Origin of the sequence: Pseudomonas shirazensis (assembly GCF_014268785.2) — a bacterium.
In the GTDB taxonomy this organism is placed as follows: Bacteria; Pseudomonadota; Gammaproteobacteria; order Pseudomonadales; family Pseudomonadaceae; genus Aquipseudomonas; species Aquipseudomonas shirazensis.
Genome location: NZ_JABWRD020000002.1, coordinates 456,697 through 470,785 on the forward strand (window position 1 = coordinate 456,697; position 14,089 = coordinate 470,785).

12 protein-coding genes and 2 pseudogenes are annotated in these 14,089 nt (G+C 62.8%); 6 read left to right on the forward strand and 8 right to left on the reverse strand.

Annotation, left to right across the window (positions count from 1 at the left end):
- A complete protein-coding gene (locus HU736_RS13310) occupies positions 1–777 on the forward strand; it encodes a TatD family hydrolase (protein ID WP_186701460.1) in 777 nt (258 codons plus the stop codon).
- 8 nt (positions 778–785) lie between these two features.
- On the opposite strand, the gene ampE is transcribed toward HU736_RS13310, so the two are convergent.
- The 3 genes from ampE to HU736_RS13325 form a co-directional block, all read right to left on the reverse strand.
- Positions 786–1,616 (reverse strand): regulatory signaling modulator protein AmpE, encoded by an 831-nt coding sequence (ampE, locus tag HU736_RS13315; protein ID WP_186701461.1) that lies wholly within the window; start codon positions 1,614–1,616, stop codon positions 786–788.
- Positions 1,613–2,179, reverse strand: a complete 567-nt coding sequence (gene ampD / locus HU736_RS13320; RefSeq protein ID WP_103436073.1) for a 1,6-anhydro-N-acetylmuramyl-L-alanine amidase AmpD — start codon at positions 2,177–2,179, stop codon at positions 1,613–1,615. The genes ampE and ampD overlap by 4 nt, the downstream gene beginning before the upstream one ends.
- 176 nt (positions 2,180–2,355) lie before the next feature.
- Positions 2,356–4,524 (reverse strand): DUF1631 domain-containing protein, encoded by a 2,169-nt coding sequence (locus HU736_RS13325; protein WP_103436072.1) that lies wholly within the window; start codon positions 4,522–4,524, stop codon positions 2,356–2,358.
- A gap of 222 nt (positions 4,525–4,746) precedes the next feature.
- Between HU736_RS13325 and nadC the strand changes: the two genes are divergently transcribed.
- Positions 4,747–5,595, forward strand: a complete 849-nt coding sequence (nadC, locus tag HU736_RS13330; protein ID WP_101316583.1) for a carboxylating nicotinate-nucleotide diphosphorylase — start codon at positions 4,747–4,749, stop codon at positions 5,593–5,595.
- Between the two features lie 68 nt (positions 5,596–5,663).
- Here the strand turns inward: nadC and trxB are convergent, their stop codons facing one another.
- On the reverse strand, positions 5,664–6,626 hold the full coding sequence (gene trxB, locus HU736_RS13335; RefSeq protein WP_103436071.1) for a thioredoxin-disulfide reductase: 963 nt from the start codon (positions 6,624–6,626) through the stop codon (positions 5,664–5,666).
- A 327-nt stretch (positions 6,627–6,953) separates the two neighbouring features.
- Between trxB and cysZ the strand changes: the two genes are divergently transcribed.
- Positions 6,954–7,682 (forward strand): sulfate transporter CysZ, encoded by a 729-nt coding sequence (gene cysZ / locus HU736_RS13340; RefSeq protein WP_101316579.1) that lies wholly within the window; start codon positions 6,954–6,956, stop codon positions 7,680–7,682.
- Between the two features lie 37 nt (positions 7,683–7,719).
- On the opposite strand, the gene HU736_RS22215 is transcribed toward cysZ, so the two are convergent.
- Together HU736_RS22215 and HU736_RS22220 are read right to left on the reverse strand one after the other, a co-directional pair.
- Positions 7,720–8,151 (reverse strand): methyl-accepting chemotaxis protein, encoded by a 432-nt coding sequence (locus tag HU736_RS22215; RefSeq protein WP_401184781.1) that lies wholly within the window; start codon positions 8,149–8,151, stop codon positions 7,720–7,722.
- A gap of 108 nt (positions 8,152–8,259) precedes the next feature.
- Positions 8,260–9,036, reverse strand: a pseudogene (locus tag HU736_RS22220) (PAS domain-containing protein); the annotation flags it as partial.
- Positions 9,037–9,212: 176 nt separating this feature from the next.
- Between HU736_RS22220 and HU736_RS13350 the strand changes: the two are divergent.
- Positions 9,213–10,445 (forward strand): glycosyltransferase family 4 protein, encoded by a 1,233-nt coding sequence (locus HU736_RS13350; protein ID WP_186701463.1) that lies wholly within the window; start codon positions 9,213–9,215, stop codon positions 10,443–10,445.
- Here the strand turns inward: HU736_RS13350 and HU736_RS13355 are convergent.
- Together HU736_RS13355 and HU736_RS13360 are read right to left on the reverse strand one after the other, a co-directional pair.
- On the reverse strand, positions 10,442–10,924 hold the full coding sequence (locus tag HU736_RS13355; RefSeq protein ID WP_103436067.1) for a glutathione peroxidase: 483 nt from the start codon (positions 10,922–10,924) through the stop codon (positions 10,442–10,444). The genes HU736_RS13350 and HU736_RS13355 overlap by 4 nt on opposite strands.
- 145 nt (positions 10,925–11,069) lie before the next feature.
- Positions 11,070–11,555 carry an FKBP-type peptidyl-prolyl cis-trans isomerase gene (locus HU736_RS13360; protein WP_101316570.1) on the reverse strand — a complete coding sequence of 162 codons (486 nt, stop codon included), beginning with the start codon at positions 11,553–11,555 and terminating at the stop codon, positions 11,070–11,072.
- Here HU736_RS13360 and HU736_RS13365 point away from each other — a divergent pair.
- Together HU736_RS13365 and pta are read left to right on the forward strand one after the other, a co-directional pair.
- A pseudogene (locus tag HU736_RS13365) lies at positions 11,524–11,839 on the forward strand (DUF3565 domain-containing protein). The gene HU736_RS13360 and the pseudogene HU736_RS13365 overlap by 32 nt on opposite strands.
- A 50-nt stretch (positions 11,840–11,889) precedes the next feature.
- Entirely contained in the window at positions 11,890–13,977 is a 2,088-nt protein-coding gene (gene pta / locus HU736_RS13370; protein ID WP_186701464.1) for a phosphate acetyltransferase, read from the forward strand.
- The last annotated feature ends 112 nt before the right edge of the window (positions 13,978–14,089 follow it).

A 14,089-nucleotide genomic window follows, 5' to 3' on the forward strand; every position in this document is an offset into this window, starting at 1 on the left:
ATGCGCCTGATCGATACCCACAGCCATCTGGACTTCCCAGAGTTCGACGCCGACCGCGAGCATGTTTTGGGTAATGCCGCAGCGAGCGGCGTGGAACGGGTGGTGGTACTGGGGGTGACGGCAGATAACCTGCAGCGGGTCTGGCAACTGGCCTGTAGCGACTCGCGCGTGTATGCCGCGCTCGGTCTGCATCCGGTGTTTCTGGCCCAGCATCGGCTTGAACATCTGCTGGAACTGCGCAACTGGTTCGAGCGCCTGCGCGGCGACCCGCGCCTATGTGCGGTGGGCGAGATCGGCCTGGACTACTACCTGCCGGAGCTCGACCCTGCCGAACAACAGGCTTTGTTTGAAGCGCAATTGCAGATCGCCTGCGACTTCGACCTACCGGCGCTTCTGCACGTACGCCGCAGCCATGCCCAGGTGATCGCCACGCTCAAGCGTTATCGCTTGCAACGGGCTGGCATCATCCACGCCTTTGCCGGCAGCTTCGAAGAGGCCCGCGAATACATCAAGCTCGGCTTCAAGCTGGGCTTGGGCGGCGCGGCGACCTGGCCGCAAGCGCTACGCCTGCGCAAGACCGTGGCACGCTTACCGCTGGAAAGCGTGGTACTGGAGACCGACGCGCCGGACATGGCGCCGGCAATGTACCCAGGCCTGCGTAACAGCCCCGAGCACTTACCGCAGATCGCTCAGGTGCTGGCCGAGTTGATGGGCGTCGCGCCGGAGCAGCTGGCGGCCGCGTCCAGCCGCACAGCCTGCGAGCTGTTTGGCTGGTAGCCCCTCCTCTACAGCAACACCGTCCACAGAGCAAAGGCCGCATACCACAGCACTGCCGAGCGCAACAGCAACTCCCACAAGCTGTCCAGACGGGCCAGGCCCAACTGGCTGTCTTCCTGTTCGGGGATGTCGTCAGCGGCCCGCCCAACTCGGGTTACCAACAGCGCAGCGCTGATACGCCAATTGAGCAACTCGTGCAGCATTATCCGCATCACCGCGACAAAGTTGCCGACCAGGGCAAAGCTCAGGGTCAGCACCCGCACTGGCAGCCAATCCATGATATGCCGCAGCTGCTCGGCCCTGGCTTTAAGCGCGGGCTGTCCGCTGTACTCGCTGCACAGCACCAGCAGCCGATAGGCCAATGCCGCGCCAGGCCCGAGCAGGAAGTACCAGAAGATCACCGCAAAGAAACTCTGGTAGGCGTGCCACAACAGATACCCCTGCACCTTCACCAGCAAACTCGGCGCATCATCGGCCTGCATGCCCAGATCACGCTCAGCGACATGCAGCGCCGCCTGCTCATCCCCCCTGTGCCAGGCATCACGCAATGGCCCCAACGCCGCCTTGGCATCACCGCGACCAAGGCTGTAGATCAACACCAGCAAGTGCACCGGCAGTGCCAGCAGTCCGTACGCCACCGGCTCGAGCACATGCAGCAGCAAAACAAGCAGCGCGACCGGCGCCAAGACCAGAACCGCCAGTTGCCACCAGGGCTGTACGTTGCCACGGCGCTCAAGCCGGGCCAACTCGCCTAGAAAAAAGCCATCACGTTGCAACCGCTGACGCAGAGCCGAAAACTTCTCCACCCACAGCACCAGCACCAACACCAGAAAACTCATGGTTGTACCTCATTGTTCAGCAAGTCGGCGCGATAACGCGGCCAGTCAAATGCGGCGCCGGGGTCGGTCTTGCGCCCCGGGGCGATCTCGTCATGCCCGCGAATGCGCTGCACATCGATCGCTGGCCAGGCCGCACATATCTGTTGCGTAAGGCGCGCCAGGGTCGCGTACTGAGCATCGCTGTAAGGCATTTCGTCGGTGCCTTCCAGTTCGATGCCGATGGAAAAGTCATTGCAGCCTTCCCGCCCATCGAAGCGCGACACGCCAGCATGCCAGGCACGGTCAAGCAACGAAACGAACTGGGTAACGCCACCGTCACGCTCGACGAAAAGGTGAGCGGAAACGGTCAGATGGCAAATGTCTTGAAAGTAAGGATGCTCGGCCGGGTCGAGCTGATTTTGGAAGAACTGCTGCACCTTGCCGGTGCCGAAGCACGCCGGCGGCAAGCTGATGTTGTGGATCACCAGCAACGAGATTGCCTCGCCCGCAGGGCGCTCGTTGAAGTTTGGCGAAGGGCAGTGAGTGACGCCGGCAAACCAGCCGGTCGCAGGGTCCAGTTGCATCGGGCAGATCCTGAATATCATCAACCAGGGGCGTTCAGTATGCCCTAGTGGTCCGGCAGGGTGATTCGGTTATCTAGCCAATTTGCTTCGTCTTGCGCATCCGGGGCTTTATCCGATGAATGAGCCAGCCATGAAAACCGGCACTCAAGATAGCCAGGGCCGCTGTGCGGCCTTGCTCAATGACTGTGCGTAAGCGACCCACGCAACTGCTGCAACGCCGCATCAAGCGCACGTTCAAACAGAGGCCCATCATCAAGCACCCGCACCTCCCCATTGGCCAGCGCCAAAGCCAACCCACCGCGACTCCATTCACGCACCTTGATCCCGGTCCGACTGGTAAACACCAACCGGTCGCAGCTATCGATCCTGACCACCAGCTTGCAGCGCAGCGGGCCGGCTTCTTCAAGCACTTCCAACCAGCTACCAACACGCAACTGGCGAACTTGCCGAGCATATTCGCTGCTGTCGTCAAAAGGCGCATCACAGGTAGTCTCGTCAGCGACGGCGAGGACAATCTCATCAGCCACCAACACCTCACTGATCAGCGCCCCTTGATCAAGTTGGCTCACACCACCACACGCCCGCAGGTGCAACTGCTCAAGCTCGGCGAAGAACTCCCGAGCCGCGGTCGAGTCCTGGGCGACACTGGCCAACCCATCACGCAACGCCTTGAGCAGCCCCGGCACTTGTTCGAGCAACTGCGCACAAGCCTCGGCACTGCGGTGCGCACTGATGCTGGCAAGCAAGCTATCCATGGTCGCCAGGCCCTGGCGCCAGGCCGGTGAGGCTTCGCCATGCTTGAGCCATGCCAGCAACAGCACCTGGCTCCAGGACTGCACCAGCATCTGCACCAGCGTCTGCGGCAGCATCCGCCCGTGCAGGCGCAGGTTCAGTTCCTGCTGCACGCGCTGTCGCGCCTGCACGGTGCGCGCCCGACCCTCCTCGGCATCGCGGGTGCGCTGCTCGAGCAGTTCGTTGCGGCGGCGCTCATCCTGATTGAAGGCGAGAAAATCCTCGAGCAGCTCGGCGAACAACTGCGGATCTTCAGCGTAATCGTTAAGCAAACGCTGGACGATGCGCTCGACTCGCTGCTGCGGCCCGCCACGCGGCACCTGTTCGTCAGCCTCCCAGCCCAGCGCTGCGGCGGCGATCTCGTCGAGCAAGCGCCGCGCCGGGTGGTTGGCGCGGCTGAACAGGCCCCTGTCGAGCAAGGCCACTTTCAGCAGCGGAATATGCAGACGCGCGAGCAGTTCGCGCAGGTTGCTCGGCAGGTTGTCGTCAGTCTGGATAAAGTCGAAGAGCAAGCCGACCAGGTTGATCACATCTTCGTCGTAGTTGCCGATCCGCCGGCGGTTGCCGCTGCGTACGCCGACCCGCAGCAGCAACTGTTCCAGCTGCTGGCTCAGGTTGAAGTCGTCGGCATCAGCCACGCCGGGCACGTAGTGCTGCAAATGCGACAGTAGCCGCAGCAGATCGGCGGTATTGATTGGCTCGGCGGTTGCCACGCTCTGCAGGCGCGGCGCGAAACGCCCGCGAGCAGGCGCCAGCAGCGGTTGCAGGCTGGCGAAGAAGTCCTGGCCAGTACTGTCGCCGTCGGCCGGATCGGCCTGGGCGTGACAGTCAGCGCTGTGCAGGTGGGTCAGCGGCCGGTCTTCGGCGCGGCGCCGCGGCGCGGGCATCAGTTCGGGCAGGATGCCGGCTGCAGCGAGCAGTTGATTGGCTTCGCCGTACAATAGATCAAGATCACGCAGCACATAGCGTTCGAACAGCTTGAGCAGGATCAGCTTGACCTGCGGGCCAACCCCCAGGCTGCGCCCGGCATCCAGAAAGAACCCACACAGGCACTCCGGGCCCAACGGATTGCGGCGCAGTTCAAGGGGCATCTCCAGCAGCGCCTGGAAGCGCAAGCCGAGCTGATCAAGGGCAAAGCCATCACGCGACAACACCCGCGCCAGCATGCCCTCGATGGCCGCCGCCCGCTCCGGTTGAGCAGCGTTGCGCAGCGATTCGGTAATCGCCAGATAAGGTACGCGCTCGGCCTGGCCGATACGGGCGAAGGCGTCATAGAACGCATCGAGAAACTCCCGCTCGATACTCTTGCGCTTCAGCCGCAGGTCGCGCATCGCTTCGAAGTAGAGGTTCTGATCGACCCGCTCACCGGTCCGGTCCGCCATCTCGAACAGCCTGTCGTCAGCATTGTCGAACAGGGCCTGCAGGCCTTGGCGCAATTGCAGAACAGCCTTGTCCCGTACCTGCAGGAGCACGATCGGAAGGCTCAGCGAGGGCACGCGCGCACCTCTGTCGGCGGCCGCCACCAAGGGCACCACCTTGCCTTCTGTATGCATCCCTAACTCCTTGCAGGAAATCGTCAAAGCCATGACGCCAAATACTGGACGCTATTATCGACAAAAAGTCTTACAGCTGCCACCACGTAGTGCATGCCCCGGTGAAAAGACCACTAATCAGACGAAATGCTCCCCTGTTCTGACCAAAGGTCATCAGCGGCATGACTGTACACACCGCCCCCCTGCCCTATAATCGCCGGCATCTAGCTTGTGGAGCCGACCATGCCGAACCTACGCCTCGCCGACCTGACTGCCGAAATCGAAGCCAACGTGCGCCGCGCGTTGCTCGAGGACGTCGGCAATGGCGATATCACCGCACAACTGATCCCGGCCGAGCGCCTGGCCAAGGCCACCATCATCACCCGCGAAGACTGCGTGGTGGCCGGCAGTGCCTGGGTCGATGCGGTGTTTCGCCAGCTCGATCCGCGGGTCGCGGTGCATTGGCAAGTGGTCGATGGCGACCTGGCCAAGGCCAACCAGCCGCTGTTTCACCTCGAAGGCCCAGCCCGCTCGCTGCTGACCGGCGAACGTTCAGCGCTTAACTTCCTCCAGCTGCTGTCAGGCGTGGCCACCCGGGCGCGGTTCCTCGCGGACCTGGTCGAAGGCACCCAGGTGCGCTTGCTCGATACCCGCAAGACCCTACCCGGCCTGCGCCTGGCGCAGAAGTACGCGGTGACCTGTGGCGGATGCCACAACCACCGCATCGGCCTGTATGACGCGTTCCTGATCAAGGAAAACCACATCGCCGCCAGCGGTGGCGTTGCCGAAGCAGTAGCTGCGGCGCACCGCATCGCGCCAGGCAAGCCGGTCGAGATCGAAGTGGAGAGTCTGGATGAACTGCGCCAGGCGCTGGCGGCCGGAGCCGATATCGTCATGCTCGACGAGCTGAGCCTGGATGAAATGCGCGAAGCGGTGCGGATCAATGCCGGCAAGGCCAAGCTCGAGGCCAGCGGCGGTGTCAATGAAAGCACCCTGCGGGTGATCGCCGAGACCGGGGTCGACTACATCTCGATCGGCGCAATGACCAAGGACGTCAAAGCGGTCGACCTGTCGATGCGCTTGAGCCTGTAAACGCAACGCGGGGCAATGGGCGCTGGTTGCGAACCGTGCCCATTGCCCCGCGTTTTGACGCTGGCGGCTTAGAACGAAGCGTTGGCCAAGCCGTCCAGGTACCGCTCGACGTCCAGTGCAGCCATGCAGCCAGCACCTGCCGAGGTGATCGCCTGACGGTAGACGTGGTCGGCCACGTCGCCGGCTGCGAACACGCCTTCGACGTTGGTTGCAGTGGCGTTGCCTTCGCGGCTGCCGCTGACTACCAGGTAGCCGTCCTTCAAGGTCAGCTGGCCTTCGAACAGCGATGTGTTCGGGGTGTGGCCGATCGCGATGAACACGCCGTCAACAGTGATTTGGTCGCTGCTGCCGTCGTTGTTTTTCAGGCGCGCACCGGTCACGCCCATGTTGTCGCCCAGCACTTCGTCGAGGGTGGCGTTGAGCTTGAGCTCAATCTTGCCTTCGGCAACCCGCGCGTTGAGCTTGTCGACCAGGATCTTCTCGGCGCGGAAGGTTTCGCGACGGTGCACCAGGGTCACCTTGCTGGCGATGTTGGCCAGGTACAGCGCCTCTTCAACGGCAGTGTTGCCGCCGCCGACGACCGCTACCGGCTTGTTGCGGTAGAAGAAACCGTCGCAGGTTGCGCAGGCAGACACGCCCTTGCCCATGAACGCTTCTTCCGACGGCAGGCCCAGGTAACGCGCACTGGCACCGGTGGCGACGATCAGCGCGTCGCAGGTGTAGGTGCCGCTGTCGCCTTGCAGGGTGAACGGCTTGTTGGCCAGGTCAACCGCGTTGATGTGGTCGAAGACGATCTCGGTCTCGAAGCGCTCGGCGTGCTCTTGCATACGCTGCATCAGCGCTGGGCCGGTCAGGCCATGGGGGTCGCCCGGCCAGTTGTCGACTTCGGTGGTGGTGGTCAGCTGGCCACCGGCCTGCATGCCGGTAATCAACAGGGGCTTGAGGTTGGCACGCGCAGCGTAGACCGCAGCGCTGTAGCCGGCAGGGCCGGAACCGAGAATGATCACCCGCGAATGACGTACTTCAGACATGTCGAACTCCTGTCGAGCGGGCCGCACGGGGTCGGCTGCAAAGCGCCGGCGGCGGCTGGAAATAAAAATGGACCCACGCAGCACTTGGGGAAGGCTAAAACGCGCAAGTCCGAAACCTCTAAAAGTTGAACGCACTGTAGCGAGGTCGCAGAGATTAAGGAAATATCCTCAGACAATCCACCTTATAGACACGCTCTATCCACCAGCAAAATCGATAGAGAGGTCCCGCGAGGTTTTGTTACAGCCGGTTGCGCGCTGCTCGGCCGGCTTCCGTCACGCCAGCAAACTCGGTAAGGTCAGCGCGTTTACCTTCTGCGGAGCGTCTCCATGCAAGCCCCTGTTCTATCCGGCCCGCAATACCTGCGTGAAGGCCTCAAGCTGATCCTGACCCCTGGCCTGCGCTTGTTCGTGCTGCTGCCGCTGGCGATCAACCTGCTGCTGTTCGGTGGCCTGGTGTACCTGGCCGCGCATCAGTTCAGCCTGTGGGTCGACACGCTGATGCCAACTCTGCCGGAGTGGCTGAGCTTTCTCACCTACATCATCTGGCCGCTGTTCGTGGCGCTGGTGGTGCTGATGGTGTTCTTCACCTTCACCCTGGTGGCCAACATTGTCGCGGCGCCCTTCAACGGCTTTCTGGCAGAAAAGGTCGAAGTGGTGGTGCGCGGCCAGGACACCTTCCCGCCGTTCAGCTGGGGCGAGCTGATCGCCATGGTGCCGCGCACCTTGAGCCGCGAAATGCGCAAGCTGGGCTACTTCTTGCCGCGCGCACTGGCGCTGTTCATTCTCTCGTTCATCCCGGTGGTAAACGTCATTGCCGCACCACTGTGGCTGATTTTCGGCGTGTGGATGATGGCCATCCAGTACATCGACTATCCGGCCGACAACAACAAGATGAGCTGGCAGGACATGCTCGCCTGGCTGCGCCAGAAGCGCTGGCAGAGCATGGGCTTTGGCGGCATCACCTACCTGGCGCTGATGATCCCGTTCGTCAACATCGTGATGATGCCGGCAGCGGTGGCCGGGGCGACGTTGTTCTGGGTGCGCGAACGCAGCTGATTGGCTCTGGGGCCGGTGCACGGCCCCAGAGCCAGGCTCAAGAGCCCAATTGGCTGGAGAACTGCCCCACCACTTCGACCACGCGCTTGGCGCCATCCTGAATCTCGGTGATCACCGCGCCAGTCTCGCCGGCCAGGCTCAGGCCCTGCTCGGCCTGACGCTTGCTGGTGTCGATGATAGCCACCGCGGCTAACGCCAACTGCTCGTTCTGCTGCACGACCCGGGCGATCTCTTCGGTGGCGGTGCTGGTGCGCGAGGCCAACTGGCGTACTTCATCGGCGACCACAGCAAAGCCCCTGCCCTGCTCACCGGCGCGGGCCGCTTCGATGGCGGCATTGAGCGCCAGCAGGTTGGTCTGCCCGGCAATATCGCTGATGGTCTTGATAATCGAGCCAATCACCCGTGACTGGGTATCCAGCGCCTGAATACCTTCTGCAGCCTGCTGCATCGAGGCTTCCAGGCCGCGCATCACGCTGACGGTCTGAGTCACCACATCATTGGCCTTGCAGGCGCTGGCATCGGTACCAAGCGAGGTGCTGTAGGCGATATCGGCAGCCTGGGCGACAGCCTGCTCCTGGTTGACCTGGTCGGTAATCACTGTGGCGAACTTGACCACTTTGTAGAGCACGTCGTGGGCGTCGATGATTGGGTTGTAGGACGCTTCCAGCCACACCACGCGGCCATTGGCATCAACCCGTTTGAACCGGTCAGCGACAAACTCGCCACGGCGCAGCTTGTCCCAGAACACCTGGTAACCGGCTGAGTTGGCTTCTTCAGGCTCGCAGAACTGACGGTGATGCTTGCCTTTGACCTGCTCCAGGCGATAACCCATGGTCTGCAGGAAGCGCTCGTTGGCGGTCAGTACATGGCCATCGAGGCTGAATTCGATGACAGCCGTGGAGCGCATCAGTGCATTGATCAGGCTCTCGTGCTCACGCGAACTGGCAATGGTCCGGGTCAGGTCGCTGGAGTGCAGCGTGAAGTACTTGATGCGGCCCTGGAAATCCCGCACCGGCTGCAGTATCGAGCGCAGCCACGCCTCTTCGCCATTGCCACGCAGTAGGCGGAAAGCGCCATTGAGGTGGGCGCCGGTGCTGATGGCGGCTTTCATGCGCTCATAGAAATCGAGTTTCTTGACGTGCGCCGGAACGATCTCTTCAAGGCTACGGCCGAGCAACTGGTCAGCGCGATAGAACATTTCACGCTCAAAGTTGGCGTTGACCGTTTCGATGCGCCCCTGCGGGTCCAGCTGCAGCACCAGCATTTCGCTGTCGAGGCTGTCCTTGACCTGCTCCATGGACATCAAGTCCTCGCGCAGTCGCTGGTTTTCTTTTTTGAGCTTGCTGTTGAACATTACCGCACTCCTGGAGCGCACCGGCCATCCGAATCCATCTGCATCGGCAGATATATGAACGTTCTTGAGCGGCCTGCTGGGAAATATTCCGCGCACTAGGCATTCCGCAACCAGACGTCACTTGCCGGTCATAAAGTGGTCATGGGAACGCAATCGGGCAGGCGGAAACTTCTGTCATGAACACTCCAAGCCTGCGCATCACCTTCGTCAGCGAGACATTTGCCCCTGAAGTCAATGGCGTGGCCAATACCCTCGGCCGGTTGAGTGACGGTCTGCGCGAGCGCGGCCACAGCGTTGAGCTGGTGCGCCCGCGCCAGGCCCACGATCCACTGCGCCTTGACGACGCTGACCTGCTACTGTGCAAAGGCTGGCCGCTGCCAGGTTACCCCGACCTGCAATGGGGCGGCATTTCCCTGCACAAGCTGCTGCGGCGCTGGCGCAGGCAGCGGCCAGATGTGATCTATATCGCCACCGAGGGCCCGTTGGGGCTGAGTGCGCTGCGCGCCGCACGCCGTTTGAAGATTGCCGTGGTCAGCGGCTTTCACACCAATTTTCCGCAGTATGCAGGCCAGTACGGGCTTGGCCTGCTGGCCCGGCTGCTGACCCACTACCTGCGCTGGTTCCACCGGCGCAGCGCGGTGACGCTGGTACCAAGCATCAGCCAACGGGTGGACCTCGAACGACGCGGTTTTACCCAACTGGCCATGCTCGCACGCGGAGTCGATGCCTGCCTGTTCAATCCCGCCCGCCGCAGCCAGATGCTGCGTGAAGCATGGGGCTTGGCCGAGCAAGACCTGGCGATAATGTATGTCGGCCGGCTGGCTGCGGAAAAAAACCTGAACCTGCTCAAGCCTTGCCTGCAAGCCCTCCAGCAGCGTTATCCACAACAGCGCCTGCGCCTGATCATGGTCGGCGACGGCCCACAGCGGGCCAGCCTCGAGCAGCAACTGCCAGACGCGGTGTTCTGCGGCGCGCAGCGTGGCCAACACCTTGCCGAGCACTACGCCAGCGGCGATGTGTTCCTGTTCCCAAGTTTGACCGAGACGTTTGGCAACGTCGTCCTCGAGGCCATGGCCTCAGGCCTGGCCGTGGTCGCTTATGACCAAGCCGCAGCGGCTCAGCACGTGCGTCACGGGCACAGCGGGGCCGTGGCTATGCCCGGGGATCAGATCGGGTTCATCGATGCAGCGTGCTGGTTACTTGAGGAAAGCGAAACCCTGCGCCGGGTTCGCCTGAATGCGCGGCAGCATGCCAGCCGCCAAGGTTGGCCAGCCATCGTCGAGCAGTTCGAAGGGTATTTGTGCGATGCCTGGCAGCAGGCCTGCGACGCAACCAGCGCCAGAGCGCCGCTGCCGTTGCCCGCGATGGGCCGGTTAGCCAGCCCCGGCCGCTCGCAACAGCACCGTTAAGCCAAGGCTTTTTCGATCGCCTGCACCAGTGCAGGGTCATCAGGTGTAGTGCGCGGGGCGAAGCGAGCCAGCACGCGGCCGTCCTTGCCCACCAGAAACTTTTCGAAATTCCAGCTGATATCGCCCGGATACTCGGCACCCTCGCCCGCCAGCAGCCGATACAACGAGTGGCGCTGAGGACCATTGACTTCAAGCTTGCTGCTCAGCGGAAAACTCACCCCATAGTTGAGGCTGCAGAATTCCTGAATTTCACGCTCGCTGCCCGGCTCCTGGCCGGCGAACTGGTTGCATGGCAAGCCAAGCACGCTGAAACCCTTGGCCTTGTACAGCTGGTGCAACGATTCAAGCGAGGCGTACTGCGGGGTCAGGCCACACTTGGAGGCCACATTGACCACCAGCACCACCTGGCCCTTGAACGGCGCAAGGGGTAGATCCTCGCCATCCAACGCATGCAACGTCAGCTCGTGAAATGCACTCATGATGACTCCCCCTTCCTACGTTCTGATTGTCGCTGGAGCAAACGGCGCCCACTAAAAAGGCGCGCGGGCCAACCGTCAACCCTCCCATGGAGGGCAAGTACGGCTTGCCCGAGCGCCTGGCGACTGTCTGAGCTTAGCGCAGATATCAGTGCTGATGGCCGCCTTCGCCATGGACGTGGCCATGGGCAACTTCTTCTTCGCTGGCATCACGGACCGCAACGACCTTGACCTGGAAGGTCAGGCGCTGACCGGCCAGTGGGTGGTTGCCATCGACAGTTACGTCGTCGCCGTCCAGGTCACGGATGGTAACGATCTGCATCTGGCCGTCCGGCGCCGAAGCGTGGAACTGCATGCCGACTTCGAGCACGTCGACACCTTCGAACATGCTGCGGTTGAGGGTGCTGACCAGCTCGGCCAGGTATTCGCCGTAGGCGTCTTCCGGCTCGATGGTAACGTTCAGTTCTTCGCCGACATCTTTACCTTCCAGGGCTTTTTCCAGGCCTGGGATGATGTTGCCGGAACCGTGCAGGTAAACCAGCGGCGCGCCGCCAGAGGAGCTGTCAATCACCTCCCCGGCGTCGTTGGTCAGGGTATAGTCGATGGAGACGGCCTTGTTGGCGGCGATCGGCATGGGGGCGAGACCTTTTGCAAAAGAATGTAGAGCGGACAAGTGTAACCAACGCATCGCCCGATTGCGAACGCACTGCAGGCGATGCCCGCCCCGTCAGTCGGGTCAGCGGTTTTCATCAGGATGAACAGGGCCACTGGGTGGTCGAGCTGACGTGCGGGCATACCCAGCATCTGCGCCATCAACCGCCCTGGCAAGCACGCCCGTGGGTGCTCGAGGCCGCCGAGCGCGAACAGCGCATCGGCCAGACATTCGCGTGTGGATGGTGCGCACAAGGTGCCGATTAGCGATACCCTTGGCGATTGGTTCTTTGCACCGCTTATTTCGAGAAGCACGCATGCAGACATTTTTCATCGCACCGACCGACTTCGGTGTCGGCCTGACCTCCATCAGCCTCGGCCTGGTCCGCGCGCTCGAGCGCGGCGGTCTCAAGGTCGGCTTCTTCAAGCCCATTGCCCAGCCCCATCCGGGTGACACCGGCCCGGAGCGCTCGACCGAGCTGATGGCGCGCACCCACGGCCTGAAGCCGCCGACGCCGCTGAGCCTGGGCCAGGTCGAGCGCATGCTCGGCGACGGCCAGCTCGACGAACTGCTCGAAGAAATCATTCGCCTGTACCAACAGGCCTGCGTCGGCAAGGACGTGGTGGTGGTCGAAGGCATGGTGCCGACCCGGCATGCCAGCTACGCCGCGCGGGTCAACCTGCATCTGGCGAAAAGCCTGGATGCCGAGGTGATTCTGGTGTCGGCGCCGGAAAACGAAGTGCTCAGCGAACTGTCCGGCCGTGTCGAGCTGCAGGCGCAGTTGTTTGGCGGCCCGCGTGATCCGAAGGTACTCGGGGTGATCCTCAACAAGGTCCGCACCGAAGAGAGCATGAGCGAGTTCGCCAGCCGCCTGCGTGAGCATTCGCCGCTGCTGCGCGGCAATGACTTCCGCCTGCTCGGCTGCATCCCCTACCAACCCGAGCTGAACGCGCCACGCACCCGCGATGTGGCCGATCTGCTCGGCGCTCAGGTAGTGAACGCAGGTGACTACGAGCAACGGCGGATGAACACCATCATCATCTGCGCCCGAACCGTGGCCAACACAGTACCGCTGCTCAAGCCCGGCACGCTGGTGGTGACCCCTGGCGATCGCGACGACATCATCCTTGCCGTAAGTCTGGCGGCAATCAACGGCGTGCCGCTGGCGGGCCTGTTGCTGACCAGCGACAGCAAGCCTGACCCGCGCATTCTCGAACTGTGCCGCGGCGCACTGCAGGCCGGCCTGCCGATCCTGTCGGTGAGCACCGGCTCCTACGACACCGCCAACCGGCTCAACTCGCTCAACCGCGAGATCCCGGTCGACGACCGCGAGCGCGCCGAATTCATCACCGACTTTGTCGCCGGCCAGATCGATGCCGCCTGGCTGCACCAGCGCTGCGGCACGCCGCGTGAACTGCGCCTGTCGCCGGCGGTGTTCCGCTATCAGCTGATCCAGCGCGCCCAGCAGGCCAACAAGCGCATCGTCCTGCCCGAGGGCGCCGAACCGCTGCTGGTACAAGCGGCCGCGATTTGCCAGGCGCGTGGGATTGCCCGCTGCGTGCTGCTGGCCAAGCCCGAAGAAGTACAGGCGGTGGCACGCGCGCAGGGCATTACCCTGCCGCCGGATCTGGAAATTCTCGACCCTGATTTGATCCGTGGGCGTTACGTCGAGCCGATGGTCGACTTGCGCAAGAGCAAGAACCTCAATGCACCGATGGCCGAACAGCAGCTGGAAGATCCGGTGGTGATCGGCACCATGATGCTGGCGCTGGATGAAGTCGACGGTTTGGTCTCTGGCTTGGTGCATTCGACCGCCAACACCATTCGTCCGGCCCTGCAGCTGATCAAGACCGCGCCCGGCAGCAGCCTGGTGTCGTCGGTGTTCTTCATGCTGTTTCCGGAGCAGGTACTGGTGTATGGCGACTGCGTGATGAACCCGCACCCAAGCGCCGCCGAGCTGGCCGAGATCGCCCAGCAGAGCGCGCAGTCAGCCGAGGCCTTCGGCATTGCGCCGCGGGTGGCGATGATCAGCTATTCGAGTGATTCGGCCAGTGACGAGGAAGTCGACAAGGTGCGTGAGGCAACGCGTCTGGCGCAGCAGGCCGAACAACGCCTGGTCATCGATGGGCCGTTGCAGTATGACGCGGCCGCCAACCCGGAGATCGCCCGCCAAGTCGCGCCGCAAAGCCCGGTGGCTGGGCGCGCGACGGTGTTCGTGTTCCCTGACCTGAATACTGGCAATACCACCCACAAGGCGGTGCAGCGCAGCACTGACGGGGTCAGCCTGGGGCCGATGCTGCAGGGTTTGCGTAAGCCTGTGAACGACCTGCCGCGCGGGGCGCAGGTGGACGACATTGTGCATACCATTGCGCTGACGGCGATTCAGGCCAGCAGGAATATTTGAGTGGGTATTGGGGCTGCTTTGCAGCCCTTTCGCGACACAAGGCCGCTCCTACACGGTACCTGTAGGAGCGGCCTTGTGTCGCGAAAGGGCCGCACAGCGGCCCCAGCAATCT

Excerpts from the sequence above, each read along its gene's own strand:
- HU736_RS13355 (WP_103436067.1), bottom strand. The coding sequence starts at position 10,924 with ATGAGTGCATTTCACGAGCTGACGTTGCATGCGTTGGATGGCGAGGAT.
- trxB (WP_103436071.1), bottom strand. The coding sequence starts at position 6,626 with ATGTCTGAAGTACGTCATTCGCGGGTGATCATTCTCGGTTCCGGCCCT.
- pta (WP_186701464.1), top strand. The coding sequence starts at position 11,890 with ATGCAGACATTTTTCATCGCACCGACCGACTTCGGTGTCGGCCTGACC.
- HU736_RS22215 (WP_401184781.1), bottom strand. The coding sequence starts at position 8,151 with ATGCGCGGCCTGGAAGCCTCGATGCAGCAGGCTGCAGAAGGTATTCAG.
- HU736_RS13350 (WP_186701463.1), top strand. The coding sequence starts at position 9,213 with ATGAACACTCCAAGCCTGCGCATCACCTTCGTCAGCGAGACATTTGCC.
- ampE (WP_186701461.1), bottom strand. The coding sequence starts at position 1,616 with ATGAGTTTTCTGGTGTTGGTGCTGGTGCTGTGGGTGGAGAAGTTTTCG.
- cysZ (WP_101316579.1), top strand. The coding sequence starts at position 6,954 with ATGCAAGCCCCTGTTCTATCCGGCCCGCAATACCTGCGTGAAGGCCTC.
- HU736_RS13310 (WP_186701460.1), top strand. The coding sequence starts at position 1 with ATGCGCCTGATCGATACCCACAGCCATCTGGACTTCCCAGAGTTCGAC.
- HU736_RS13325 (WP_103436072.1), bottom strand. The coding sequence starts at position 4,524 with ATGCATACAGAAGGCAAGGTGGTGCCCTTGGTGGCGGCCGCCGACAGA.
- nadC (WP_101316583.1), top strand. The coding sequence starts at position 4,747 with ATGCCGAACCTACGCCTCGCCGACCTGACTGCCGAAATCGAAGCCAAC.
- ampD (WP_103436073.1), bottom strand. The coding sequence starts at position 2,179 with ATGCAACTGGACCCTGCGACCGGCTGGTTTGCCGGCGTCACTCACTGC.
- HU736_RS13360 (WP_101316570.1), bottom strand. The coding sequence starts at position 11,555 with ATGCCGATCGCCGCCAACAAGGCCGTCTCCATCGACTATACCCTGACC.